Raw genomic sequence first — 23,612 nt, 5'->3', positions numbered from 1 at the left:
AAGCCGCCGGAAACCCGGCCAAGGTCACTCTGAACGCAACTCGCGCACCGCGCGTATCAACTGCCGGGTCGAGCCTCGTCCGTTGCGGACGAGCGAACTCGGTACCCCCTGACAGGAGGTCATGAGTTGAGCCATAAACGCGTACCGAAGCGCAAGGTTGTCTTCGCGGGGGCCGGTGCGGCCGCCGTCGTCGCGGCGGCGATCCTGCTGCCGAACGCCAACGCCTCGCAGGACAGCGACAAGACCGACCTCCAGCCCAAGAAGGTGAACGCGGCGTCCGCGGCGGACATCGCCTCGCAACTGGCGTCCAAGCTGGGCGAGGCGTTCGCCGGGGCCTACTACGACAAGGACAAGCAGCAGGTCATCGTGAATGTCGTCGGAGACGGCAACGATGTGGACGTGGAGGTCAAGAAGGCCGGGGCGGTGGCCAGAAACGTCAAGAACAGCACCGCCGACCTCAAGTCCGCGGCGCAGACGCTGAAGACGAAGGCGACCATCCCCGGCACCGCGTGGTCCGTCGATCCCAAGACCAACGAGATCCGGGTCACCGCGGACCGCACCGTCACCGGCGCGAAGTGGGACACGCTCGAGTCCACCGTCAACTCGCTGGGCAAGGGCGTGGCCACCGTCAAGAAGTCCCAGGGCACGTTCAAGCCGTTCGCCGAGGGCGGTGACGCCATCTTCGGCGGCGGGTCGCGGTGTTCGCTCGGGTTCAACGTCACCACGGACAGTGGCGCACCCGGTTTCATCACCGCCGGTCACTGCGGTGTCGCCGCCAAGGAGTGGTCGGACTCCCAGAACGGTGCTCCGATCGGCACCGTGCAGGACGCCACCTTCCCCGGTGACGGCGACTTCGCGCTCGTCACCTACGACGACCCCAACACCGAGGCCCCCAGCACGGTCAACACCGGTGACGGCAAGACGGTGAACATCGCCAAGGCGGCCGACGCCACGGTGGGCCAGCAGGTGTCCCGGATGGGCAGCACCACGGGGCTCAACGACGGCTCGGTCACCGGTCTGGACGCCACCGTCAACTACCCGGAGGGCACGGTCAGCGGGCTCATCCAGACCGATGTGTGCGCCGAGCCCGGCGACAGCGGCGGCCCCCTGTTCAGCCAGGACGGCAGCGCCATCGGGCTGACCTCGGGCGGCAGCGGCGACTGCACCTCCGGTGGCGAGACCTTCTTCCAGCCGGTGACGACCGCGCTGAAGGCGGTCGGCGCCACGATCGGTGACGACGGCGGCGCGGCCGGAGGCGATGGCGGCGGAGCGGCCGGTAACGGCGGTGGCGCGGCGGACGACCAGGGCGGCGCGGCCGGTAACGGTGGCGCAGCCGGTAACGGTGGCGCAGCCGATAAGGGTGGCGCAGCCGATAAGGGTGGCGCGGCCGGTAAGGGTAAGAAGCAGGGCGGTGCGGCCGACAAGGGCTGATCATCCGCGTACTCCGTCACACCATGGGTGTCCCGCGCCGTCACCGCGGGACACCCGGATGACATCGGTCCACCGGTCGGGCCACGGTCAGGTGCGCAGCCCCGCCCGCACCCGCTCCAGGGTGATCGGCAGATCGCGGACGCGGACGCCCGTGGCATGGTGCACGACGTTGGCCACCGCCGCGGCCGTACCGACGATCCCCAGCTCACCGACGCCCTTGGTGCCCAGGGGGTTGAGTTCGCCGTCCTCCTCCTCGAGGCAGTACGCCTCGACATCGCGCACATCGGCGTTCGCCGCCACGTGGTAGCTCGCGAAGTCGTGATTGGCGAAGTCGCCGTAGTACGGGTCCATGTCGAGCATCTCGTGCAGCGCCATGGACAATCCCATGCACATGCCGCCGCGCAACTGGGAGCGTGTGGTGCGGGGGTTGATGATCCGTCCGGCCGTGAACACCCCCAGCAGCCGGTCGACCCGCACCTGGCCGGTGACGGCGTCGACCCGTACCGCGGCGAACTGGGCGCCGAACGAGCAGCGGGTGAGCTTCTTCTGTGCCTGGACGTCCTCGGTGGTGTCCGCGCTCAGCTCCAGTCCTTCGGGCGGAACAGGGCCGGAGGTCTGATCGAGCCGTTCGGCGAGCGCCCGGCACACCTTGCTGACCGCCCACCCCCAGGAACTGGTGCCCATGGAGCCGCCCGCCATCGGAGCGTTGCCGTAGACACTGCGGCCGATGTCCAGGGTGACCCGGTCCAGTGCCACGCCGAGTTCATCGGCGGCCACCTGGGTCAGCATGGTGCGCGCGCCGGTGCCGATGTCCGCCGCGGCGATCCGCACCACAAAGCTCCCGTCGGGTTCGGCGCGGGCGGTCGCGGTGGCGGGCATGGTGTAGACGGGGTAGTTGCCCGCCGCCACTCCACTGCCCAGCAGCCATCGCCCGTCCCGGCGGCGGCCGGGCACCGGATCACGCCCCTCCCAGCCGAAGCGGGCCGCGCCCTCGCGCAGACACGCCACCAGATTGCGGCTGCTGAACGGGCGTCCGGACTCGGGGTCCACGGCGGGTTCATTGACCACCCTGAGCCGCACCGGGTCCATGCCCAGCGCGTACGCCAGCTCGTCCATCGCGCTCTCCAGCGCGAACATCCCCGGTGCCTCGCCGGGGGCGCGCACCCAGGAGGGGGTGGGTACGTCCAGCTGGGCCAGCCGGTGGATGGTGCGGCGGTGCGGCGCGGCGTACATGATGCGGGTGGCGGCCACGGTCTGCTCGCAGTACTCGGTGAGCCGGGAGCTCTGCTGGAGCGCGTTGTGCGAGATGGCGGTGAGACGGCCGTCCCGCTCGGCGGCGAGTCTGACGCGCTGCACGGTGGGTGTCCGGTACGACACCATGCTGAACATCTGCTGTCGGGTCACCGCCAGTTTCACCGGGCGGCCCACGGCACGGGCGGCCAGCGCGGCGAGTACTGTGGGCGGCCGGGGCACCGCCTTGGAGCCGAAGCCACCGCCGACGTGGTCGGCCACGATCCGTACGCTGCCCCCGGGCAGGCCGAACAGCTCGGCGAGCGCCTCGGCCGTCATCCAGGGGCCCTGGTCGCCGTTGTAGAGGGTGAGCGCGTCACCGTCCCAGACCGCGATGGTGGCGTGGGGCTCCATCGGGGCGGCGTGTTCGGGGGGTGTGGTGTACGTGGCGTCGACGGTCACCGGCGCGGTGGCGAAGGCGGTGTCCACATCGCCGCTCTCCAGCAGCCCGGGGTAGCCCGCGTTGACCGTGTCCGGGACGAAGGCGTTCGGATCGTCGTCGCGCAGTTCGACCTCGTGGCCGTTCTCCTCGTACTCCACGCGCACCGCAGCCGCGGCCTGGCACGCGGTCTCGTAGGTGTCCGCGACCACGGCCGCCACGATCTGGCCGCGGTAGGCGATGTCGGTGGACTGGAGCACGGAGAGTTCGGGGTCCTCGGTGGGGTGCAGCCGCTGCACATTCCCGCTGTCGAGCACGGCCACCACTCCGGGCAGCGCCAGCGCCGCGCCGCCGTCGACACCGCGCACCCGGCCGCGGGCCACGGTGGACTGCACCGCCCAGGCGTAGAGGGCGTCCCGTACCGGGTATTCGTACGCGTAGAGCGCGGCGCCGGTGACCTTGTCGCGTCCTTCGATCCGGGTCACGTCGGCGCCCACGGTCCTCTCGAGCGTGGTCATCGACCTTCCCCTCCGACGAGCTCCAGCACGGTGGCGGTGATGAGGTCCACCGCGAGGTCGATCTTGAACGCGTTCCTCGGCAGCGGACGCGCCGACGCGAACTCGGCCCGGGCCGCCGAGCGCAGCGCCTCCTCGGCCGGACGGCGGCCGGCGAGCTGCTCCTCGGCCCGGCGGGCCCGCCAGGGCAGCGGCGCCACTCCGCCGAGTGCCAGCCGGATCTCGCTCAGCGTGCCGTCGGGCGCGGTGGCGGCCACGGCGGCGACGGACACCAGGGCGAAGGCGTAGGACCAGCGGTCGCGGACCTTGCGGTAGCACATGGCGGCCCCCGCGGGTGGCGGTGGCAGCTCCACACCGGTGATCAGCTCCCCGGCTTCGAGCACGGTCTCCCGCTCCGGGGTGTCGCCGGGCAGCAGATAGAAGTCGGTCAGCGGCACCGAGCGGGCGTCTCCTCCGGTGCGCCGGAGGTGGACGACGGCGTCGAGCGCGGCCATGGGCACCGCCATGTCGGACGGGTGCGTGGCCACGCAGGCGTCGGAGGTGCCGAGGACGGCGAGGTCGCGGTGGCTGCCATCGAGGGCCGAACACCCGCTCCCCGGCTCGCGTTTGTTGCACGCCTTGGTGACGTCCTGGAAGTACACACAGCGGGTGCGCTGGAGCAGATTGCCGCCGGTGGTGGCTCTGGTGCGCAGCTGTCCGGAGGCCCCGGCGAGCACCGCCTCGGCCACCGCCGGGAAGCGCCCCCGGATCCCGCGGTCGCCGGAGAGCACACTGTTGGACACCAGCGAGCCGATCAGCACGCTGCCGTCGGGACGGTGCTCGATGCCGTCGTACGGCAGACCGGTGATGTCGACGAGCAGGGTGGGTTCGGCCACGCCCAGCTTCATCAGGTCCACCAGGTTGGTGCCACCGGCCAGATACATGGCGTCGGCGGTGTCCGCGACACGTGTGGCGGCGGCCTCGGGCGCGGTGGCGCGTTCGTAGGCGAAGGGTTTCATCGGGCACCGCCCGGTGCCGTGGCGCGCGCGGCCCCTCCGCCGTTGCCCCCGGAGACCTCACGGATCGCGTCCACGATGCCCCGGTAGGCGCCGCAGCGGCAGAGGTTGCCGCTCATCCGCTCCCGGATCTCATCGGTGTCCAGGGGCTGCGCCGCGGGGACGCCGGCGGCCACGTCCTCGGTGACATGGCTGGGCCAGCCGCGCGCGGCCTCGGCGAGGGCGCCGACCGCCGAGCAGATCTGGCCGGGTGTGCAGTAGCCGCACTGGAAGCCGTCGTGATCGAGGAACGCCTGCTGGAGCGGGTGGAGTTCACCCGTCGCCGCCAGCGCGGCGATCCCCTCGATGGTGGTGATGTCATGACCGGCCGCCGCCACCGCCAGCACCAGACAGCTGTTGACGCGCTCGCCGTCGAGGAGGACCGTACAGGCTCCGCACTGCCCGTGGTCACAGCCCTTCTTCACCCCGGTCAGCGCCAGGTGTTCGCGCAGGGCGTCCAGCAGCGTCACCCGGTTGTCGAGCGTGAGGGCCCGGTCAGCACCGTTGACACGCAGGGTGAGATCGGTGTGATACGTGTGCGCTGTCACACCCTTCAGCGTGGCACCGGGGTGAGGGCGCCGCATCTCCAGCGGACCGCCCCACGGTCATGTGTCGGGTGGCGGGGGCAGCCGCAGATGGGCCAGGTCGGCGGGGACCGGGGTGCGCGGGCGGTAGAACGGCGGGGCCGGGTCGGCCGCGGGCGAGTCGGCCAGCCGGAAGCGTTCGCGCAGCCGCCGGTAGAACTCCATGGGCGCCAGCCGCACCAGCCGCAGCCGGTCCGGCGCCCGGTAGGCCGCCACCCAGTCGCCCGGCTCCAGAACACCGCGCAACTGGCCGTCGATGCTCACCGCCACCCGCCCCGAATGGGGCAGCACCCGTACGGCGACGGCCTCGTCGACCGCGGCCACGACGGTGCGGTCGAAGGCGATGTGCGGGGCCACCGGGGTGAACACCAGCGCGTCCATGGACGGGGAGACGACGGGACCTCCCGCGGCGAAGCTGTAGGCGGTGGAGCCGGTGGGCGTGGCCACGATGATCGCGTCGGCCGAGTAGGACGCGAGCAACTGACCGGCCACATACACCCCGAGGCTGGCCTGCCGGTCACGGGCCAGCTTCTCGAAGACCACGTCGTTGACGGCGACCACATCGAGGGCGACGCCCCAGCCGACCTCCTCCGGGCTGCCGGGGCGGACCTTCGGGGGCGGCAGGACGGGGCCGCGGCCGTAGCGCAGCAGCGCCTCCATACCGACGGGCAGCTCCAGGAGCCGCGAGGCGCGCAGGGTGAGCAGCATGCGTTCCTCGACCGTGGCGCCGCCCGCGTGCACGGTGTCCAGCGCGGCTTCCACCTGGTCGGGGGTGATTTCGGTGAGGAAGCCGACCCGGCCGACGTTCACCCCCAGCGCGGAACCCCCGTCCTTGGCGGCGATGCGGGCACCGCGCAGAAAGGTGCCGTCTCCGCCGAAGGTGACGATCAGATCGGGGTGCCCGGCGGCGTCGGCCTCCTCCTGGGCGCTGCGCCGTGGGTGGTCGCCGCGCCATACGTCGATCTCGGTGCAGGGGAGGTCCTGGGCGGCGGCCCACGCACTCGCGGCACGGGCCGCCGCGACGGCGGCGGGTCGGGCCCGGTGGATCACCAGGCCGAGCCGGGTGACAGTCATGACTTCCACCGTAGAGCGGGCCGCCGCGGAGCGCGCCCCGGTCGGTGTCCTGGGCGGGGTCGCGTGTCCGGGTGCGCGGCGCCACACCGGGATACCCGAAGGTGAACGGACGTTCTGATCTAAGGTGTTGAGTACAGAGACCTGCCACAGGTACCACCACATCCATACGGGGCCCGGACGAGGCCAGGCAGAGTCAGGGATGGTGCAGTTGATGGAGAGCCCAGGACGTACCGCGCTGGTCGAGGACCTGATGGAGCGCTTCCCCCAGGTGCCCCGGGAAGCCGTCCTCAAAGAGGACCTGTTGCGCGGTGGCATGGCCTTCGACGAGTCGGCGCTCAGCGGCAACGAGGACGGCGATGTCAAGCCGAAGTCGTATTTCATCTTCTCCTTCGACCACCGCACCCTGCCGGAGCTGGGCGCGGCGTCCCTGAACCGGCCGCCCGAGGAGATCGTGCTCACCGGCGGGCCCTACGAGCTGCGCCGCACCGTGGTGTCCGTGCGGGTCAATCCGGCGTCGCCGTATGTGGTGCGGGCCGGGGAGGACGGGGCCCTGGGCCTGTATCTGGACGGCCGCCGGATCGCGGACGTGGGTCTGCCGCCGATGCCGGACTACTACCGCCACACGCTGGCGAACGGCAAGTCGGTGATGGAGGTGGCGCCGACCATCCAGTGGGGCTACCTCGTCTATCTGACGGTGTTCCGGGTGTGCCAGTACTTCGGCGCCAAGGAAGAGTGCCAGTACTGCGACATCAACCACAACTGGCGTCAGCACAAGGCGGCCGGGCGCCCGTACACCGGCGTGAAACCGGTCGAGGAGGTGCTGGAGGCGCTGGAGATCATCGACCGGCATGACACCGGCCGCACCTCCCAGGCGTACACGCTCACCGGCGGTGCCATCACCTCGCATGTGGGCGGCCGGGACGAGGCCGACTTCTACGGCCGGTACGCGAAGGCCATCGAGGAGCGCTTCCCCGGCCGGTGGATCGGCAAGGTGGTGGCGCAGGCACTGCCCAAGGCGGACGTACAGCGGTTCCACGACTACGGGGTCCGGATCTACCACCCCAACTTCGAGGTGTGGGACCAGCGTCTGTTCGAACTGTACTGCCCAGGCAAGGAACGCTACGTCGGCCGTGACGAATGGCACCGCCGCATCCTGGACTCGACCGAGGTGTTCGGCGCCCGCAATGTGATCCCCAACTTCGTGGCGGGCGTGGAGATGGCCGAGCCCTTCGGCTTCACCTCGGTGGGCGAGGCCATCGACTCGACCGCCGAGGGGCTGCGGTTCTTCATGTCGCACGGGGTGGTGCCCCGCTTCACCACCTGGTGTCCGGAGCCGACCACACCGCTGGGCAAGGCCAATCCGCAGGGCGCCCCGCTGGAGTACCACATCCGGCTGCTGGAGACCTACCGGGCGACCCTGGAGGACTTCGGGCTGACCTCGCCTCCCGGTTACGGCCCGCCGGGGCCGGGCCGGGCGGTGTTCTCGGTGAGCTCCTTCATGGACAGTCTGCCCGCCGCGGAGCCGGAGCCGGACGCGGAGCCGGTGGCGCGCTGATCCACGCGGAGCGCGCGTGCCACGCGACCGGGCCTCCCCCGCCGCGTGGCAGGTGCGCGTCTCAGTCCAGTCCGGATGCCTTGAGGATCTCGCGGGCGGTGCCGCCGTCGATGCGTTCGCCCAGCCGGTCCAGTACGGCGGCGCCCTGCCGCAGGGTGCCGCGCTGACGGGAGCGGCGGGCGCCCGCGTCCAGCCGGTGCCACAGCAGGGGATTGGCCACCAGCACATCGGGGTCGAGCTCCACCGCATGGCCGTGCGCATCACGCAGCACCAGCCGGGTGGAGACGGATCCGTACTCCATCACCGAGACCAGGGCGTCGGTGCGCACCCGACGTTCGCACAGCAATCCGCGGACGGCGAGCCAGCCATCGCCGGCGGTGACCCGGACCGGGCGGAGCACCATGAACACCACGGCACCGATCAGCGCCCACAGATCGGCACGGCCGACGGTGAGCCCGCCCGAGCCCCAGTCGAGCAGGGTGGTCAGCGCCACGAACGTCAGCGCGCAGTATGCCGCGCACCGGGCGTCCCCGCGCCACCGGCGGTCGCTGTCGCAGTGCGCGGACACCGGGTGCCCGGCGCGCTGCCCGCCGGGCACCGGGGCCGGTCGTTCCGTTCCCCGTCCCATGTCTCCACGCTAGGCCGAACGGGGGTCCGGTGCCTGTTGTGCTGACGCGTTCCGTACGCCGGACGGCCCGGCCTTGACGGAACCCTGACGCTCAGCCGACGTGGACATGGGGGCGGCGGGCGCGGTCGGGTTCGGCCTCCCGCAGCACCTCACGGGTGACGGGCGCGACCTCGCCCTGTCCGAAGAGGAAGAAGCGCAGGAAGTGGGCGATCGGATTGCCCTCGGTCCACTCGAAGTAGATGTGCGGCCGCTGTCCGGTCTCGTCCCGCACCCGCAGCAGCAGAGCGGCCAGTGCGTTGGGGATGGTGGCGCTCTGGAGGGTGAGCACCCGGTAGCGGCCGTGCACGACCTCTCCGCACACCCGCAATTCGCTCTCGAACTCCGACGGGTCGGCGACGGTGACCTCGACGAAGATGATGTCCTCCTCCGGCGGGATGTCGTTGTCGGAGCGGATCTGGTGCTGCTTATCGCGGTATTCGGCCAGGTCGCGGCGTTCGGGCTTGTTGGCGATGAAGCGGATCCTGCGGTGGGCGATGTCACGGATGAACCGCTCGGCCATGGCGTCGAAGGTCACGCTGGTCACCCGTAGCTCGAAGGCGCGGGCGACACGGGAGAGCAGGGACACCGCCATGATGCCGCCGATGAAGCAGGCGCCGATCTTCACACCGTCGGGCCGCTCGATGACATTGACCGCCGTGGTGTACAGGAAGATCAGCGAGATGACCCCGAATCCGATGCTCCAGCCACGCTGCCGGGCCCGCCGGGCGGCGATGGTGACGGCGATGGCGGCGGAGGTGATGAGCACCAGGACACCGGTGGCGTAGGCGCCGCCCTGGGCGTCCACGCTCGCCTTGAAGATCCAGGTAACGAGGAACGCGACGAGGATGAACACCAGCACCATCGGGCGGACCGCGCGCGCCCAGTGGGGAGCCATGCCGTAGCGCGGCAGATAGCGGGGCATGAGATTGAGCAGCCCGGCCATGGCCGAGGCCCCGGCGAACCAGAGGATGGCGATGGTGGAGGCGTCGTAGACGCTCCCGAAGGCCGATCCCAGGTACTCGTGGGCGAGATAGGCCAGGGCGCGGCCGTTGGCCGGGCCGCCCTCCTCGAAATCCTTCTGCGGGATCAGCAGGGTGGTGATGAAGCTGGAGGTGATCAGGAAAACACTCATGATCACCGCGGCGGTGGTCAGCAGCTTCCGGGCGCCGTGGATCCGCCCGGTGGGGTGTTCCTCGGTGTCCCCGGGCTTGCCCTCGATATGCGGCATCACGGCCACGCCGGTCTCGAACCCGGACAGGCCCAGCGCCAGCTTGGGGAAGATGATCAGAGCCACCCCGACCATCACCAGCGGACTGCCGCGTTCGGCGGTCAGGGCGTGGGACCAGTCGGGGATGACATGCGGGGCGGTGAACACATGCCACAGTCCGACCGCCACCACCACGGCGTTGAGCAGCAGATACACCCCGACCAGGGCCACCGCGAGCCCGATGGCCTCGGTGAACCCCTTGAGGAACACCGCGCCCAGCATGCCGATGAGGATCAGTGTGACGGCCACCTCATGGCCGCGCAGGGCGCTGGTGAGATGGGGGTTCTCCACCAGGTGGGCGGTGGCGTCGGCGGCCGAGAGGGTGATGGTGATGAGAAAGTCGGTGGCGGCGAAACCCAGCAGGGTGAGGACGAACACCTTGCCCTTCCAGAAGGTGAGCAGCCGCTCCAGCATGGCGATCGACCCCTGGCCGTGCGGGCTCTCCTCGGCCACCCGCCGGTACACCGGCAGCGCGCCCACCAGGGTGACCAGCACCAGCACCACGGTGGCCAGCGGGGAGAGCAGTCCGGCCGCCAGCGCGGCGATACCCGGCTGGTAACCCAGTGTGGAGAAGTAGTCGAGACCGGTCAGGCACATCACCCGCCACCAGGGCTGTCCGTTGTGCGCGGACTCCGGCTGGGCATGGGGTCCGGGCTGACGCCTGGCCATGTCCGTCAGCCCCTCCAGCAGCCACGCGCGGAAGCGGTGCCGCGGTCCGCCGTCGGATACGGCGCCGTCGTGGGTGGGGCCGGCCACGATGTGCTCCTGTCGTCCAGCGAAGGTTTTCGGCCAACGGTGAGACGCTGCGGCCAGCGTAAGCGGACCGGCCGATCTCCACCCGGTCGGCGCCGGCGATCCGGTGCGCTGGGATGACATCGCTTTCTCAGCGGACTCTCATCTTCGGTCCCTACGGTCCGCACCATGGACACCACCACCAGGACCGACCATTCGACCGACCCCGTGAAGGCCGGGGATGCACCCGAGGACGCCGGGCAGAAGACGGCCGAGGGTGTCCCGGAGGCAGTCGAGGACCGCACGGAATCCCCTGACGGGGATCAGGCCACGGACGACCACCACCCGGACCACGATCCCGCCGGGGACGACCGGGACGACCAGGAGGACCGGGACGATCACCCCGCGCCGCGGGCGGCCACCCCCGGGGTGCTCCCGGGCGCCGCCGCGGTCGTCGCCGCGGGCCTGGGCTTCGCCTCGGTCAGCGGCACCTGGCTCGGCACGATGTTGCAGGAGCGCAAGCAGCTGACCGGGCAGATCGCGGCTCAGACCGGCTCGGCCGGAGACCAGATCTCCGCGTTGTACGGCACTCCGTGGCACACCGCCGCCCTGGTCAACGGGTTCTTCGCGCTGGCCGCCGTGGTGATCGCCGCGGTGGTGCTGACGCGCCGCCGCCCGTCGGCCCCGGACACTTCCCCGGCCCCGGCCGCCGCCCCGTGGATCGCGGCGGTGGCCTGGGGCGCCGTGGCGCTCGGCATCCTCGGGCTGCTCATCGCCGCGGCGATGGGTCTCGATCTGTTCACCGCGCTCCCCACGGTTCCCGCCTCACCCGGCGGCGCCACCGGCTGACCCTGGCCGGAAACGCTCCATGGGCCGGATCGCTCCCGAGGGGGCGATCCGGCCCTCGCGTCGCGGCGGCTGGCGCGGGCACGGGGGAATGACACCGCCGGGTGCGGGTACCCGGCTTCGCGACAGCCCGGATCAGCCGACTTGTGTACGGAGGCACTATCCATGGGCATGGGCGGTTGCATACTCATGATCGCGGTGGGGGGTATTCTCACCTTCGCTACGGACTGGGACGCCGATGGCTTCAACGTCCAGTTGGTGGGCCTGATCCTGATGGCCGTCGGTGTCATCGGGATGGCCGCGTACGTCAGCGTCTACAAGCGACGGCGTGTGATCACGCCGACGGCGGCGACACCGGTGGTCGAGGACCCCGAACACCGGCACCACCACACCTACTGAGTCCGCGGCCGAGTCCGCGGCGCCCCTTCAATCCGAGATGGCTCCCGTGCCCGCGGGGGCCGTCTCCGCTGTGGTATCCCGGAGGCGAGATGACCGAACCCCTGCCGTATCCGCGGGTGCTGGCCCCCGAGGCGCATGGGCCGGAGCATGTGGCGCTCGACGCCGAGGGGCGGATCCTGACCGGGACCGCGGACGGGGCGGTTCGGCGGCTCACGCTATCCCCCGCGCGGGACCGGGCCGGGTCGGAGGTGATCGCGCGCACCGGTGGCAGACCGCTGGGGCTGGCCCCTTCCCCTGACGGCGAGGTGCTGGTGTGCGACGCCCGCCGCGGACTGCTGGCCGTCTCCCCGGCCGACGGTGGGGTACGGGTACTGGCCGACGAGGTGAACGGCGAACCGCTCCGCTTTTGCTCCAATGTGGCCGTGGCGGGTGACGGCACCGTCTACTTCACCGTCTCCAGCCGCCATTACGCCCTGGAGGACTGGCTCGGTGACATCCTCGAGCACCGGGGCACCGGGCGGTTGCTGCGGCTGACTCCGGGCAGCCGCCTGGAAGTACTGCTGGACGGGCTCCAGTTCGCCAACGGCGTCGCGCTGGCCGAGGACGGGTCGTTCGTGGCCGTGGTGGAGACCGGCGCCTACCGGATCAGCCGTCTGTGGCTGACCGGTCCCCGGGCCGGACGGCGGGACACCCTCCTCGGGGGTCTGCCGGGCTTCCCGGACAATCTCACCCGTGGTCCCGGCGGGCTGTTCTGGGTCGCCCTGGCCGGACCGCGAGAACCCGCCGTGGACTGGTTGCACCGGGCCTCACCCGTCGTCAGAAGGGCGGCGTGGCGGGCGGTGCGGCGCTTCGCCCCCGGCCCGCGGCCGACGGTACGGGTCCTCGCCGTGGGCGCCGACGGCCGGGTGGCCCACCACCTGGTGCACCGCCGGTCCCCGTACCGGATGGCCACGAGCGTCTGTGTCACCGGCCGCCATCTGGTGCTGGGGAGCCTGGTGGAACGGGGGGTGGCGGTATGCGACCTGGGCGCCCCGCCGGTGCCCGGGCCCCAGCCCGGTCCGGGGCCCGGCGCTCAGGGCAGGATCGCGTCCTCATAGCCGCCTAGGCCCTGTCCTGCCGATCTCCGCGGGCCCGCGACGCCTGGCACCGCACCTCGCCGCGTTGTCGAAAGTCGCCCGAGTACGCCCAGTACGAGGGCGATCTTCCTGCGATCCTCCCCCAGCTACCGCTGGGAGGTGCCCCCTCACCAGACGCCGCGGGCTGATCCACGAAGATCGACAGGACAGGACCTAGTGGCAGATAGTGGCGGATCAGCCGTACGGCGCTGAGCACGTTGGTGTCGAGCGCCGTCGTCCCGGTCCGTGGGATCACCCCCAGCCGGTGGAGTAGTGGTCGCGGTAGCGACGCCGTCGGCCGGGGACGGCGACGGTGGACAGCAGGCCCACCAGACCGGCGCCGATGATCAGCGCACCGGGGCCGAGGTCACGGAAGCGGTTCACCACACCGTCGACGGACAGGGAGCGGTCCTCGGCTCCGATGCCGCCGGGGGCCGCCGCGCTGCCCGCCGCGGGGCCGACCGGCGCACCGCCCGCCTTGGCGCCGCCGGGCTTGGTGCCCGGGATGGTCACCCCGAGTGCGGTGAGCGCCTTGGTGACGGGCTGGAAGAACGTCACTCCGCCCTTGTCGCAGTCGCCACTGCCGCCGGAGGTGACCCCGAGCGCCACGCCCTGGGCGAGCAACGGCCCGCCGCTGTCACCGGGTTCGGCGCACACAGTGGTGCGGATGAGTCCGCTGACGGTGCCCTCGGGGTAGTTGACGGTGGCGTTCAGCCCGGTCACCCTGCCGGAGCGGAGTCCGGTGGTGCTGCCGCTGCGGAACACCTCCTGACCCACCACGGGGTCGGCGACGCCGGTGATACGCACTGTCCGGCCGCCGCCGACGTCCACCACACCGCTCTGGTCCAGGGCGCGGTTGTCGTAGCGGATCAGGGAGAAGTCATTGCCGGGGAAGCTGCTCTGGACCGTGGTGCCGATACCGGTCTTCCCCGAGGCGTCGGTGAACCAGTTGGTGCCGTTGGGGCCGCAGTGTCCGGCCGTCAGGATGTAGCCGTTCTGTCCGTCGGTGACGTTGAACCCGGCCGAACAGCGGCTTCCGCTGGCGAAGATGGGCGCGGCGCCGGTGGTTCTGGTGGTGAACGCGCCGGTGGTGCGCTCCATCCGCACCTCCCCGCCCACTTCGGAGGCGACGCCCTTCATCCGGGACCAGCGGTCGGCGGAGACGGTGCTGTCGCCGAGCACCACCACCTTGTTGGAAGTGGGGTCCACCATCCACGCGGTTCCGGCCACCCGGGGCGCGGCACGCAGCGTCCGTGTCGCGGAGTCCAGCTCCTTCATGCTGTAGCGCACCTGTTTGGGCCGCGCCCCGGCCCGGGTGACCTCGGCGGCGGCCTCCTCGTCGGTCACCGCGACGACCGTGCGGCCGTCGGCGCCGATCCAGCTCCCTGCCGTACGGGAGGCACCGAGCCTGGTCTCCAGGCGGCCACCGAGGCCCGCGTCCCGATCGCCCAGGACCCTGGGCGCATCGCCTCCCGCCGCCCCCTGGACGGATCCGTTCGACACGGACTGCGAGACCATCAGTCCACCCGCCACCAACGCCCCGACGGCCGCGAACCGTACGCCACGGCGCACGCGTCGCCGCGTGTGCTTCACCACCCTGCCTCCTTCACGTCGATCCGGCCCCGGGCCCCGGACGGCGAGGACCCTCCCCCTATACGGGCCGAACCGGCGTGACGCTCACCGCGAGCGCGGGATGCTCACTTCGTGCTCGGAATGGGCCGGTGGAAGCAGACCCGGTGCTGCCCCGGACCGTCGTAGTCACCGTGAACGGGGAGACCGTCGAGCTCGCGGTCACCCTGCTCCAGGGCGAAGCCCATGGCCCGGTGGAAGGCGATGGAGCCGGTGTTCTGCGGGGAGGTGATGGCGCGGACCTCACGGCGGCCCGCCTCGGCGGCGCGCCGGAAGAACTCGGTGTACAGCTCGCGGGCCACGCCCTGGCCGCGCAACGCCGGGTCCACGCCCACGAAGTGGATATACGCCTCGTCGTCGTGGTCGGCGGAGTAGAAGCCGACCAGGAAGGCGGCGACGGATCCGTCCGCGTTCTCCCGGACCAGGCTGGTGCCGGAGAAGAACTGGAGAAACAGCTTGGGCAGCAACAGGGACAACTCACGGGCCTGTTCGGGGGTGCGCGAGTCGCCCCACCACGTCTGGACGCGCTCCACGATCGCGCGGTGATCGGAGACATGGGCCCGTCGTACCTGGGACATGCGGTTCAGCTCCCTCTTCTGACATCGGTCGGGATGACGTGTAGAGATCATTCCGCCGGAGCGAACTCCCGCGCCAGCGGGCCCGTTTCCCCTGGGCCGCAGCGCCGCTGCGAGTGCTGGGTCCATGGGCCGATGACGCTGGTGCTGCCCGCTCCAGGAATCAGCCGGGGGTGGTGCGACCCGGCTCAGCCGGCCGGCTCTGCCGTGCGCTCCGAGGCAGGTCCCCGGACGTGTCGATGACCCGGCGGGCATCTGTGGGACCGATCCGCTGCCGTGGGGCAAGCGGGTGTGGGCAGAGCTGCACGGGAAGGAACGAGGATGTGCACGCGGGCAGTGATCCGGCACGAGACGTGGCTCCTGGAGTCCGACCGGGAGCCGGACGCCGAGCCGGTGACGCACCGTGGGTGCCCGGGGCCGATGAGGCGGCCGCCCTGCTGCGCGGGGGGCTCATGGCCGTTCCGCCCGAACGGCTGTGGGTCAACCCGGACTGCGGGCTGAAGACCCGCGACCGGCCCGAGGTCCGGGCCTCGCTGGAGAACCTGGTGGCCGCCGCCCGCGCGGTGCGGGCCACACTGCCGGGCCGCACCGGCTGAGGCTCCGGCTCACTCCGCCGCCGTCAGCGGCCGCCCGCAGCGCAGATTCCAGCGCCCGGAGCGGCCGCTGAGTTCGGTGGCGGTCAGCGGGGCGGTGTCCAGCCGCCAGAAGGCCGGGGCGGGCACGCCAAGGGCGTGTACCAGCGCCGCCCGGACCACCGGGGGGTCCGCGACGGCGAGCACGCTCTCCTCGTTCTCGGCCCGGCCCTCCAGCCAGCCCCCGACCCGTTCCAGCAGCTCCAGCAGTGATTCGCCACCGTGCGGAGCCGCCGCCGGATCGGCCAGCCAGGCGGCCACCTCCTCCGGTGCCCGGCGGCCGACCTCGTCCAGCGAGCGGCCCCGCCAGCGGCCCACGTCCAGATCGCGTAGTTCCTCCTCCACCGCGGCGTCCAGGCCCAGCGCGGTCGCGGTGGAGCGGCAGCGCTCGGAGGGGGCGGTCAGGCTGATGCCGTGGCGCGGCAGGGAGCCCGCGGCGGCCTCGGCGCGGCGGGCGGCCGACGGGTCCGGCGGGGCGTCGTCGAACCTCACCTGCCGCAATGCGGCGTTGACCGCGGGCGTCACCAGAGTGATACGCACCACCTTGTCCCCCTCGTCTGCCCCATTCGCCCACGTAGGGGCGCACATTCTGGTACCCGCGCCGTAGCGGTGAACGACTGTCACGCGCTACCGTCTCATGACAACGACGGCGCGACGGAAGTCCGGTGAGAGCCCGGCACGGTCGCGCCACTGTGTGTCCGTCGGAGGACCCCGCGCCTGGGGAGCCGCCGCCGGACGAGTCAGACCCGGCGCCGTCGTTCGAGTACCCACGACCGGGACGCGTGTTCCCCAGGAGGTTCGACCATGGCTCAGTCCGTTCCCGCACCCAGCGCCCAGCCGGTGCCGGAGATCACCCCCATCTCGCTCAAGGCCGTCGCCCCCTGGGCCGTCTTCTTCGGCATTCTCATGCTGGTCCTGCTCTACTTCATCGGCGCGGAGCAGGGTGCCACCGCTCTCGTCTCCGGCGAGGGTGTGCACGAGTGGGTGCACGACGGTCGCCACCTGCTCGGTTTCCCCTGCCACTGACCCCGGCTCCACTCTCGTCACATCCCAGTTCAGGGGAAGCGGAACCGTCATGAATTCCATATCCGTCCGGGCGTTGCTCGTCCGGGGCATGCTCGCGGGCCTCGCCGCCGGGGTGCTGGCCCTTGTCGTCGCGTATCTGCTGGGCGAGCCGCGCATCGACTCGGCTATCTCCTTCGAGGATGCGCACAGCCATGAGCACGGCGGCGTCGAACTCGTCAGCCGTACCATGCAGTCCACCGGCGGTCTGGCCACCGGTGTGCTGATCTACGGTGTCGCCTTCGGCGGCATCGCGTCCCTGGCCGTCTGTGTGGCCCTCGGCCGCATCGGCCGGTTCGGGCCGCGCGCCACCGCCGCCCTGGTCTCGCTCGGCACGCTGGTGGCGGTCTACCTGGTGCCGTTCTTCAAGTATCCGGCCAATCCGCCGTCCGTCGGTGACCCGTCCACCCTCGACCAGCGCACCACGCTGTATTTCCTGATGGTGGTGCTGGGCGTGCTGCTGTCGGTGGCTGCGGTTATCCTCGGCAAGCGGCTCGCACCGCGGCTGGGCAACTGGAACGCCACCGTGGCCGCTTCGGTGGCCTTCGTGGCGGCCGTCGGTCTGGCCTATGCGTTCCTCCCGTCCTTCAACGAGGTGCCCGAGCACTTCCCGGCGACCCTGCTGTGGCAGTTCCGCCTGGCGGCCCTCACCATCCAGTGCACGCTGTGGATCTCCTTCGGGCTGATCTTCGGCCATCTCGCCGAGCGTCAGCTCATCCCGCGTCCGGCGGCCGGTACGGCTGCCCGGACGGCGGAGGCGACCGGCGCGAACAGCGCCGCCACCGCCGCCCGCTGACCCCGCGGTCGAACGCTCGGGCCGCCGCCGCTTCCGGATTCCACCGGAAGCGGCGGCGGCCCGGCGCGTTTTCCGGCACCCGATGACGGGGCCTTGGTGGCGCCCCTTCGCACCGTGGTGACCCGGGTGGCGGACCGCCGCCACCCGCGGGGCGCAACTACGGGTGCAGACCCCATAAAACCCAGACACGGTTGACATATCCGATGTTGCCTAACTGGCTGGGGTGCTGTGGTATGCGCGTAACCGGACTGGGGCATGCTGGACTGTTCATCGAGACCGCCGCGGGATCGGTGCTCTGCGACCCCTGGGTCAACCCCGCCTTCTTCGGCTCATGGTTTCCGTTCCCGGACAACACCGACCTGGACTGGGTGCACTACGGGCGGTCGGCCGACTATCTGTACGTCTCCCATCTGCACCGGGACCACTTCGACGCGGAGAATCTGCGACGGCATGTCCGCAAGGACCTCACGGTGCTGCTTCCCGCCTTCGCCACCGATGAACTGGAGCGTGAGCTGCGGGACCTCGGGTTCACCCGGTTCCTGCGCACTCGGACCGGTGTCCCGGTGGAGCGCGACGGCCTGCGCATCATGATCACCGCGCTGACCGGCCCCGGTGACGGGCCCATCGGCGACTCCGCGCTCTCGCTCGACGACGGGCAGACCGTCCTGCTCAACCAGAACGACGCGCATCCGCTGGACATCGCGGCCATCCGGGAGTTCGGCGAGGTGGACGCGTACTTCGTGCAGTTCTCCGGAGCCATCTGGTATCCGATGGTGTACCAGCTGCCGCTGTCCGCGAAGAAGGAGTTCGCCGCACGCAAGCGGAAGGGCCAGTTCGATCGGGCGCTGCGCTACATCGACGCGGTGCAGGCGAAGCATGTGTTCCCCAACGCCGGTCCGCCGTGTTTCCTCGACGAGGCGCTGTTCGAGCACAACGGCACCGGGCGGGACGGCGAGAGCATCTTCGTCGACCAGCGGGAGTTCCTGGGTGAACTGGCCGGGGCGCGGCCGGAGGTGCAGGCACATCTGCTGCTGCCGGGCACGGTGGCGGAGCCGGAGGACACCGCGTGCAAGCTCACCCACCGCTACACCGACAAGGAGATCGACCACATCTTCCGCAACAAGCGCGACTATCTGCGGGACTTTGCCCGCAGACAGCAGGATGTGCTGGCCGCCGAACGTGCCGCGCGCTCCCCCGAACTGCCCCGCGACCAGCTGCTGGCGCAGCTCAAGGAGTGGTGGGAGCCGCTGCTGGCGCGGGCGGAGCACATCTGCACGGGAGTGGGCGGCCCGGCTCGGCTGGATGTGGGAGAGGTGCCGATCGTGATCGACTTCCCGGGGCGGGAGGTTCGGCTGTGGGACGGGGAGCGCTGCCGCTACACCCTGTCCACCACGGGGGATCTGGTGGCCACCAACATCGCACGGCGTGAGGTGGACTGGTCCAACAGCCTGCTGCTGTCGATGCGGTTCACCGCGAGCCGGATCGGGCCCTACAACGAGTTCCTGTATGTGTTCTTCAAGTGCCTGTCCATGGAGCGCATCGAGTACGTGGAGAACTACTACGACGCGAGTCAGGACGACGGCCAGGACATCGAGACCGGCGGCTGGCGGATCCAGCGTCGCTGCCCCCATCTGAGCGCCGATCTCGGCCGGTTCGGGCAGATCGACGGCGAAGTGCTCACCTGCACGCTGCACGGCTGGCGCTATGACCTGTCCACCGGGCGCTGTCTGACGGCCGACGGCCATGACATCAGGGCAACTCGGGTCCGCTGATTCCCGCTTTCCGCAGATGCGAGCACCTTGCGTGACAGGTGCTCGCATCTGCTGTTCGAGCAGGGGATTCGATGTGCATATGCGTTTGCGTGGACCGGCACCGCGGGTACCGTCATCCGGGAGGTGGATGCCCATGAGCCAGTCCCTCGCACCCGCCGGTCCGTTGGCCGCGGTCGTCCTCACCGGCGATCTCGCCCGCCCGGCTCGGCTGACGGTGGCCGATCTGCTCAACTGGCCACAGCATCGGGCGCAGGTGAGCTTCGAGTGCGCGACCAGCGGTGTCCAGCGCCACCGTTTCGAGGGCCCGCTGCTGCATGAGGTGCTCCTCGGCGCGGGGCCGGGGTTCGACCGGACCCGGCGCAAGGACCGGTTGCGTTTTCTCATCGCCGTCAGCGGTGCGGACGGTCATCGCGCCCTGCTGTCCTGGGGTGAGATCGACCCGGACTTCGGGCAGGCGCCGGTGCTGCTGGCCACCCGGATCGACAGCACCCCGCTGGACTGCCATGGCCCGCAGCTGGTGCTGCCCCAGGACCGGTGCGGTGCCCGGCATGTCAGCGGGATCACCGCCATCCGGGTCGACGGCGGCTATCCGGTGGTGTGAGAACGGCCTGGTGCCCGCGGACCGGCGTCAGGTCCGTGGCCGTGGCCGGGGCCGCGTGGCCAGGGCGAGGACCGGAATGACCGTCAGCGCGAGGATGCCGCCACCCGCCGCCAGCCAGCCGTAGCCACCGCCCGCCACGACCAGCCCCGAAGCCAGCCCGCCGGTGGTGCCGGCGATGGCCACTCCGACGTCGACCAGCCCCTGGACGGCCGCCCTGCTGTCCAGCGGTACGGCGTCGGTGATGATGGCCGTGGCGCTCACCAGCCCCATGTTCCAGCCCAGGCCCAGCAGGACCAGCGCGGTGGCCAGGGCGGGCACACTGTGCGGGGAGGCGAGCGCGGCGAGCAACCCGGCGGACAGCAGCACGGCGGAGCCCGCCGCCGCGACGCGCAGTCTTCCGACCCGGTCCGCGAGCAGACCGCTCAGCGGCGACGGCAGGAACATCGCTCCCACATGGAGCGCGATGACCAGCCCGGCCGCCTGGGTGCTGTGGCCGTGGTCCTTCATATGCACCGGGGTCATCGTCATGATGGCGATCATCACCAGCTGACCGACGACCATCACCGTGGCGCCGGTGATCACACCGGGCGCGGGGCGGTCACCGGTCTTCCCCGTGGCGGGACCGGCGGCCGGACCATCGGTCCCTTCATCCGTCCCCTCGTCCGTCCCCTCGTCGGTTTCCGACGTCGCCCGGCGCTCGGCGAGTTCACGGGCGAGCAGGAGCGGATCGGGTCGCAGCCACCCCGCCAGCACACAGCTGCCCAGTGTGTACGCCACGGCGGCCAGCAGGAAGGGACCGACGAGCCGTGGCATGGCCCAGGAGTGTGCGAGGTCCCCGGTGACGCCCACGAGGTTGGGCCCGAGGACGGCTCCGAAGGTGGTGGCCAGCAGAACCGTGCTCACCGCCCGTCCGCGCCGCTCGGGCGGCGCCAGATCGGCTCCGGCGTAGCGCGCGAGCAGATTGGTGGCGCTGCCCGCGCCGTAGAGCACCAGGGCGAGGAAGAGCAGCGGCACACTGTCCACGGTGCCCGCCACCACCACACCGAGGCTCCCCGTCGCCGCGGTGGCATAGCCGAGGGCCAGTCCGGGGCGGCGGCCCCAGCGCTGGGAGAGCCGCCCGATGGCCATGGCCCCCAGGGCGGCGCCCGAGGTGAACAGGGCGGCGGGCAGACCCGCGAGTCCGGTGGTGCCGAGCATGTCCTCGGCGAGCAGCGCCCCCACGGTGATGCCCGCGGCCATCCCGGCACCGCTGAGGATCTGGGCCGTCACCAGGACGGTCAGCACCCGTCGCTGCTCGGGTATGACCCCCGGCTCCGTGGCGGCGCGAGCGGTCCGCCCGGCCGGTGTGACGCTCATGGTCTCCCCCTTCACATGGCCGGAGTTCGGCCGTCGGCAGGTTATCCGGCGGCGAGCGGACCCACTGGTTCCAGCGGTTCGAGCGGTTCGAGTGCCGAGATCTCCGCCAGCGACATGTTCATCCGGGTATGGAGGAAGCGCACCACGGTCCAGTGCGGCAGCGCGCCCTCGTCGAAGGGCCCGAACGCCGCACGGTAGAGGGGGATCCAGCGCAGCGCCTCCTCGATGGCCCGCTCCCGGCCCGGCTCCCGCTGGTAGTCCCCGTAGGCGATGCTGCGGTGGTGGATGAAGCAGCGGCCCGGCAGCCGCTCCTCGCACAGGGTGCGGTACTCCCGGGTCTGGAGGATCAGATAGTGCCAGATCTCGTCGATGTCCTGCTCGACCGGCAGGAAGAGCCCGCTGAGCCGGTCGCGGTGGCGGGAGACGAGATAGAGGTAGCGGAGGCATTCGAGGACCTGGCGCTCGGCGTACTCCGGGCCGGCGTCGGTCCTGCCGGTGGCGTAGCCCACCACCTCGTGGTGCAGTCGTTCGCCGAGGAGGCCGGTCAGCTCCTCCGCCGACACCTGGGGCTGGGTGCTCTGTGGGGTCATGGGCCGTCCGTGTGTGGTCGGGGGGCGGGTGGTCGGTGCTCGGGAGCGGTACCCGGGGCTCAGCGCTCGGTGGCGAGCCAGGCGTACTTGCCGGACGTGCCGATGGGCAGCTGGGTCCGGTGTTCCAGGACGCAGTGGAGTCCGGTCAGTTGGGCCGTGCCGTGCTCCAGGACGGCGGTCTCCTCGGCCTCCAGGGGGCGGTCGTCGAAGGTGGTGTAGCGCAACCGGCACTCCTTCTCCCCCGTGAGCACCAGTTGGTGGAGGAAGATCCGGGGTGAGACGGAGTCGATGCGGTCGTCGAGGTCGGCCTGCGCCACCGGCCCGCGCGCGGTGTTCAGCAGTTCCTTCTCACGGCCGCAGAAGGCGGCGACCCTTCCGGGGTCGGACGAGCCGTCGAGGGTGCGGACGCAGTCGCCCGAGTTGTAGCGGATCAGCGGCATATAGGGATTGCGCACACTGGTGACCACAAGCCGGTGGATATCGCTGTCGGGCGCCACGGGGAGCAGTTCGACGCTCATCCGGTCCAGATAGGGGTGATAGCGGCCGTCGCGGTCGCTGTAATAGAGATAGCCCAGCTCGGTACTGCCGAAGAGGTCGATGACGGGGCAGTCGAAGTGCTCGCGCAGATACCGCCGTACGCCGCGCGGGGTGTACTCGTAGGCGTGGATGATGCTGGCGGGCCGGGGGAAGTCGTCCCACATCCCCCACTGGTCCGCCTTCCGTACCAGATGGGCCAGATGGTAGCCGGAGCAGTCGAGGTGATAGCGGCCCTGGGGGTGGGCGGCGCAGACGCCGCGGATCTCGGTGAGCATCCGCTCCACCTCCGCACGTTCCCAGAGGGCGGGGTCCAGCCGGAGGTTGAGATAGAGCGTGCGGTCGTCCAGCCGCCGTTCCGCGGGCGAGGGGACCTCCTCCGGTTCGCCGCCGCGCTTGGCGGCGTTGACCCGGGCGACGTGTTCGGTGGCGAGCACGGTGGTCAGCGAGACCCGTTGGCATCCGTCGTGCCAGGTGTGGGCGATGTCCGGATGTTCGCTCCACAGCCGGTAGTAGGAGTGGAGCAGGAAGTACGGGGGCCGGATGAGCCGCATCCGGGCGTGGTTGGTGCCGGTGGACAGCACATACTCCGCCGCGCCGGTCTCCAGGGCGCGGGCGAGCTCCGGTGTCATCCAGTTGTGCGGGAAGTGGCGGGCTATCTCCGTCTTTTCCAGTACGGGAAAGTGTCCCCGCTCGATCGACTCGCGGTAGAGCGGGATGTCCCGTACGTGGTCGATGATGTCCGGTGTCGGCTGGTCGTCCATGGCCACCTTGGGTGTCCTCGAAGAAGCGAAGGCCCCGCACGGGCGGGGCGTGAGCATGCCGAAGTGGGGCCGCCGGTCCGCTTGAGCCCGGCCGCCCCACCCCGGTTCGGGGAGCGACGGGTCAGGAGATGCAGCCCGTCTTGCCCGCCGCGCTGATGCAGCCCTCCTTCGGGGACGCGCTGATACAGCCGTCCTTGGCGCCGCCCTGCGCGGAGTTGGCGGCGACCCAGCTCTTCCAGACCTCGTCCTGAGCCATCTTCTTGATCAGCTGCTCCATCTGACACCTCCGGAATAGGGAAGGGGGAAGGGTGGGCGGTTGAAGTTGATGTTGCTGCCGCCGCGTTCAGACAGTAAAAGAATCGTCAATGGGGTGTCAACAGACGGTCAAATCAAGCCAGTTGGCCAAACCAAAA

At 70.9% G+C, this 23,612-nt stretch carries 22 protein-coding genes and 2 pseudogenes; 11 read left to right on the top strand and 13 right to left on the bottom strand.

Annotated elements, in window-relative coordinates:
• The first annotated feature begins 126 nt into the window (after positions 1 to 126).
• Positions 127 to 1,431, top strand: a complete 1,305-nt coding sequence (locus tag AC4BEG_RS33975) for a S1 family peptidase (RefSeq protein ID WP_490703505.1) — start codon at positions 127 to 129, stop codon at positions 1,429 to 1,431.
• Positions 1,432 to 1,518: 87 nt separating this feature from the next.
• On the opposite strand, the gene AC4BEG_RS33970 is transcribed toward AC4BEG_RS33975, so the two are convergent.
• Genes AC4BEG_RS33970 through AC4BEG_RS33955 form a run of 4 tightly spaced genes read right to left on the bottom strand, consistent with a single transcriptional unit; the run spans position 1,519 to position 6,307 of the window.
• On the bottom strand, positions 1,519 to 3,618 hold the full coding sequence (locus AC4BEG_RS33970; RefSeq protein WP_490703504.1) for a xanthine dehydrogenase family protein molybdopterin-binding subunit: 2,100 nt from the start codon (positions 3,616 to 3,618) through the stop codon (positions 1,519 to 1,521).
• Entirely contained in the window at positions 3,615 to 4,613 is a 999-nt protein-coding gene (locus AC4BEG_RS33965) for an FAD binding domain-containing protein (RefSeq protein WP_490703503.1), read from the bottom strand. The genes AC4BEG_RS33970 and AC4BEG_RS33965 overlap by 4 nt, the downstream gene beginning before the upstream one ends.
• Entirely contained in the window at positions 4,610 to 5,233 is a 624-nt protein-coding gene (locus AC4BEG_RS33960; RefSeq protein WP_490703502.1) for a 2Fe-2S iron-sulfur cluster-binding protein, read from the bottom strand. The genes AC4BEG_RS33965 and AC4BEG_RS33960 overlap by 4 nt, the downstream gene beginning before the upstream one ends.
• A 21-nt stretch (positions 5,234 to 5,254) precedes the next feature.
• Positions 5,255 to 6,307, bottom strand: a complete 1,053-nt coding sequence (locus AC4BEG_RS33955; protein ID WP_490703501.1) for an NAD(+)/NADH kinase — start codon at positions 6,305 to 6,307, stop codon at positions 5,255 to 5,257.
• A gap of 211 nt (positions 6,308 to 6,518) precedes the next feature.
• Here AC4BEG_RS33955 and AC4BEG_RS33950 point away from each other — a divergent pair, with 211 nt between their 5' ends.
• Positions 6,519 to 7,862 (top strand): radical SAM protein, encoded by a 1,344-nt coding sequence (locus AC4BEG_RS33950; protein WP_490703500.1) that lies wholly within the window; start codon positions 6,519 to 6,521, stop codon positions 7,860 to 7,862.
• Between the two features lie 61 nt (positions 7,863 to 7,923).
• Here AC4BEG_RS33950 and AC4BEG_RS33945 read toward each other — a convergent pair whose 3' ends face one another.
• On the bottom strand, positions 7,924 to 8,490 hold the full coding sequence (locus AC4BEG_RS33945) for a hypothetical protein (RefSeq protein WP_490703499.1): 567 nt from the start codon (positions 8,488 to 8,490) through the stop codon (positions 7,924 to 7,926).
• A 91-nt stretch (positions 8,491 to 8,581) separates the two neighbouring features.
• Positions 8,582 to 10,552 (bottom strand): APC family permease, encoded by a 1,971-nt coding sequence (locus AC4BEG_RS33940; protein ID WP_490703498.1) that lies wholly within the window; start codon positions 10,550 to 10,552, stop codon positions 8,582 to 8,584.
• Positions 10,553 to 10,717: 165 nt separating this feature from the next.
• Between AC4BEG_RS33940 and AC4BEG_RS33935 the strand changes: the two genes are divergently transcribed.
• The 3 genes from AC4BEG_RS33935 to AC4BEG_RS33925 all read left to right on the top strand — a co-directional run bounded on the left by AC4BEG_RS33935 (position 10,718) and on the right by AC4BEG_RS33925 (position 12,870).
• Complete coding sequence (locus tag AC4BEG_RS33935) at positions 10,718 to 11,377, top strand: hypothetical protein (protein WP_490703497.1); 660 nt, start codon at positions 10,718 to 10,720, stop codon at positions 11,375 to 11,377.
• A 162-nt stretch (positions 11,378 to 11,539) separates the two neighbouring features.
• The gene (locus tag AC4BEG_RS33930) at positions 11,540 to 11,773 is read left to right on the top strand and encodes a hypothetical protein (protein WP_490703496.1); all 234 of its coding nucleotides are present in this window, start codon (positions 11,540 to 11,542) and stop codon (positions 11,771 to 11,773) included.
• Positions 11,774 to 11,862: 89 nt separating this feature from the next.
• Positions 11,863 to 12,870: an SMP-30/gluconolactonase/LRE family protein gene (locus tag AC4BEG_RS33925; RefSeq protein ID WP_490703495.1), complete on the top strand. Its 1,008-nt coding sequence runs from the start codon at positions 11,863 to 11,865 to the stop codon at positions 12,868 to 12,870.
• A 270-nt stretch (positions 12,871 to 13,140) separates the two neighbouring features.
• On the opposite strand, the gene AC4BEG_RS33920 is transcribed toward AC4BEG_RS33925, so the two are convergent.
• Together AC4BEG_RS33920 and AC4BEG_RS33915 are read right to left on the bottom strand one after the other, a co-directional pair.
• The gene (locus AC4BEG_RS33920; RefSeq protein ID WP_490707296.1) at positions 13,141 to 14,481 is read right to left on the bottom strand and encodes a S1 family peptidase; all 1,341 of its coding nucleotides are present in this window, start codon (positions 14,479 to 14,481) and stop codon (positions 13,141 to 13,143) included.
• A 104-nt stretch (positions 14,482 to 14,585) separates the two neighbouring features.
• Positions 14,586 to 15,095 carry a GNAT family N-acetyltransferase gene (locus AC4BEG_RS33915; RefSeq protein ID WP_490703494.1) on the bottom strand — a complete coding sequence of 170 codons (510 nt, stop codon included), beginning with the start codon at positions 15,093 to 15,095 and terminating at the stop codon, positions 14,586 to 14,588.
• Positions 15,096 to 15,413: 318 nt separating this feature from the next.
• Between AC4BEG_RS33915 and AC4BEG_RS33910 the strand changes: the two are divergent.
• Both AC4BEG_RS33910 and AC4BEG_RS33905 read left to right on the top strand, forming a co-directional pair.
• Positions 15,414 to 15,461 (top strand): annotated as a pseudogene (locus AC4BEG_RS33910) (hypothetical protein); the annotation flags it as partial.
• A gap of 29 nt (positions 15,462 to 15,490) precedes the next feature.
• Positions 15,491 to 15,688, top strand: a pseudogene (locus AC4BEG_RS33905) (hypothetical protein); the annotation flags it as partial.
• A gap of 9 nt (positions 15,689 to 15,697) precedes the next feature.
• On the opposite strand, the gene AC4BEG_RS33900 reads toward AC4BEG_RS33905, so the two are convergent.
• Positions 15,698 to 16,267 (bottom strand): histidine phosphatase family protein, encoded by a 570-nt coding sequence (locus tag AC4BEG_RS33900; protein WP_490703493.1) that lies wholly within the window; start codon positions 16,265 to 16,267, stop codon positions 15,698 to 15,700.
• 261 nt (positions 16,268 to 16,528) lie between these two features.
• Between AC4BEG_RS33900 and AC4BEG_RS33895 the strand changes: the two genes are divergently transcribed.
• The 4 genes from AC4BEG_RS33895 to AC4BEG_RS33880 all read left to right on the top strand — a co-directional run bounded on the left by AC4BEG_RS33895 (position 16,529) and on the right by AC4BEG_RS33880 (position 19,955).
• Positions 16,529 to 16,750: a CbtB domain-containing protein gene (locus AC4BEG_RS33895; RefSeq protein WP_490703492.1), complete on the top strand. Its 222-nt coding sequence runs from the start codon at positions 16,529 to 16,531 to the stop codon at positions 16,748 to 16,750.
• 49 nt (positions 16,751 to 16,799) lie between these two features.
• Entirely contained in the window at positions 16,800 to 17,582 is a 783-nt protein-coding gene (locus tag AC4BEG_RS33890; protein WP_490703491.1) for a CbtA family protein, read from the top strand.
• A 233-nt stretch (positions 17,583 to 17,815) separates the two neighbouring features.
• Complete coding sequence (locus AC4BEG_RS33885; RefSeq protein WP_490703490.1) at positions 17,816 to 19,354, top strand: Rieske 2Fe-2S domain-containing protein; 1,539 nt, start codon at positions 17,816 to 17,818, stop codon at positions 19,352 to 19,354.
• 133 nt (positions 19,355 to 19,487) lie between these two features.
• Complete coding sequence (locus AC4BEG_RS33880) at positions 19,488 to 19,955, top strand: molybdopterin-binding protein (RefSeq protein WP_490703489.1); 468 nt, start codon at positions 19,488 to 19,490, stop codon at positions 19,953 to 19,955.
• A gap of 27 nt (positions 19,956 to 19,982) precedes the next feature.
• Here AC4BEG_RS33880 and AC4BEG_RS33875 read toward each other — a convergent pair whose 3' ends face one another.
• From AC4BEG_RS33875 to AC4BEG_RS33860, 4 genes are all read right to left on the bottom strand, one after another.
• Entirely contained in the window at positions 19,983 to 21,311 is a 1,329-nt protein-coding gene (locus AC4BEG_RS33875) for an MFS transporter (RefSeq protein ID WP_490703488.1), read from the bottom strand.
• Between the two features lie 41 nt (positions 21,312 to 21,352).
• Positions 21,353 to 21,901, bottom strand: a complete 549-nt coding sequence (locus AC4BEG_RS33870) for a glycine-rich domain-containing protein (RefSeq protein WP_490703487.1) — start codon at positions 21,899 to 21,901, stop codon at positions 21,353 to 21,355.
• 59 nt (positions 21,902 to 21,960) lie between these two features.
• A complete protein-coding gene (locus tag AC4BEG_RS33865; RefSeq protein ID WP_490703486.1) occupies positions 21,961 to 23,199 on the bottom strand; it encodes a hypothetical protein in 1,239 nt (412 codons plus the stop codon).
• Between the two features lie 121 nt (positions 23,200 to 23,320).
• Positions 23,321 to 23,476, bottom strand: coding sequence for a hypothetical protein (locus AC4BEG_RS33860; RefSeq protein WP_490703485.1), 156 nt, complete (start codon positions 23,474 to 23,476; stop codon positions 23,321 to 23,323).
• Between the last annotated feature and the right edge of the window lie 136 nt (positions 23,477 to 23,612).

Source organism: Streptomyces sp. JLBJ103, assembly GCF_058215575.1.
Note: the sequence above shows the minus strand (reverse complement) of the source record. Positions and strands in the feature narration are given on the sequence as shown.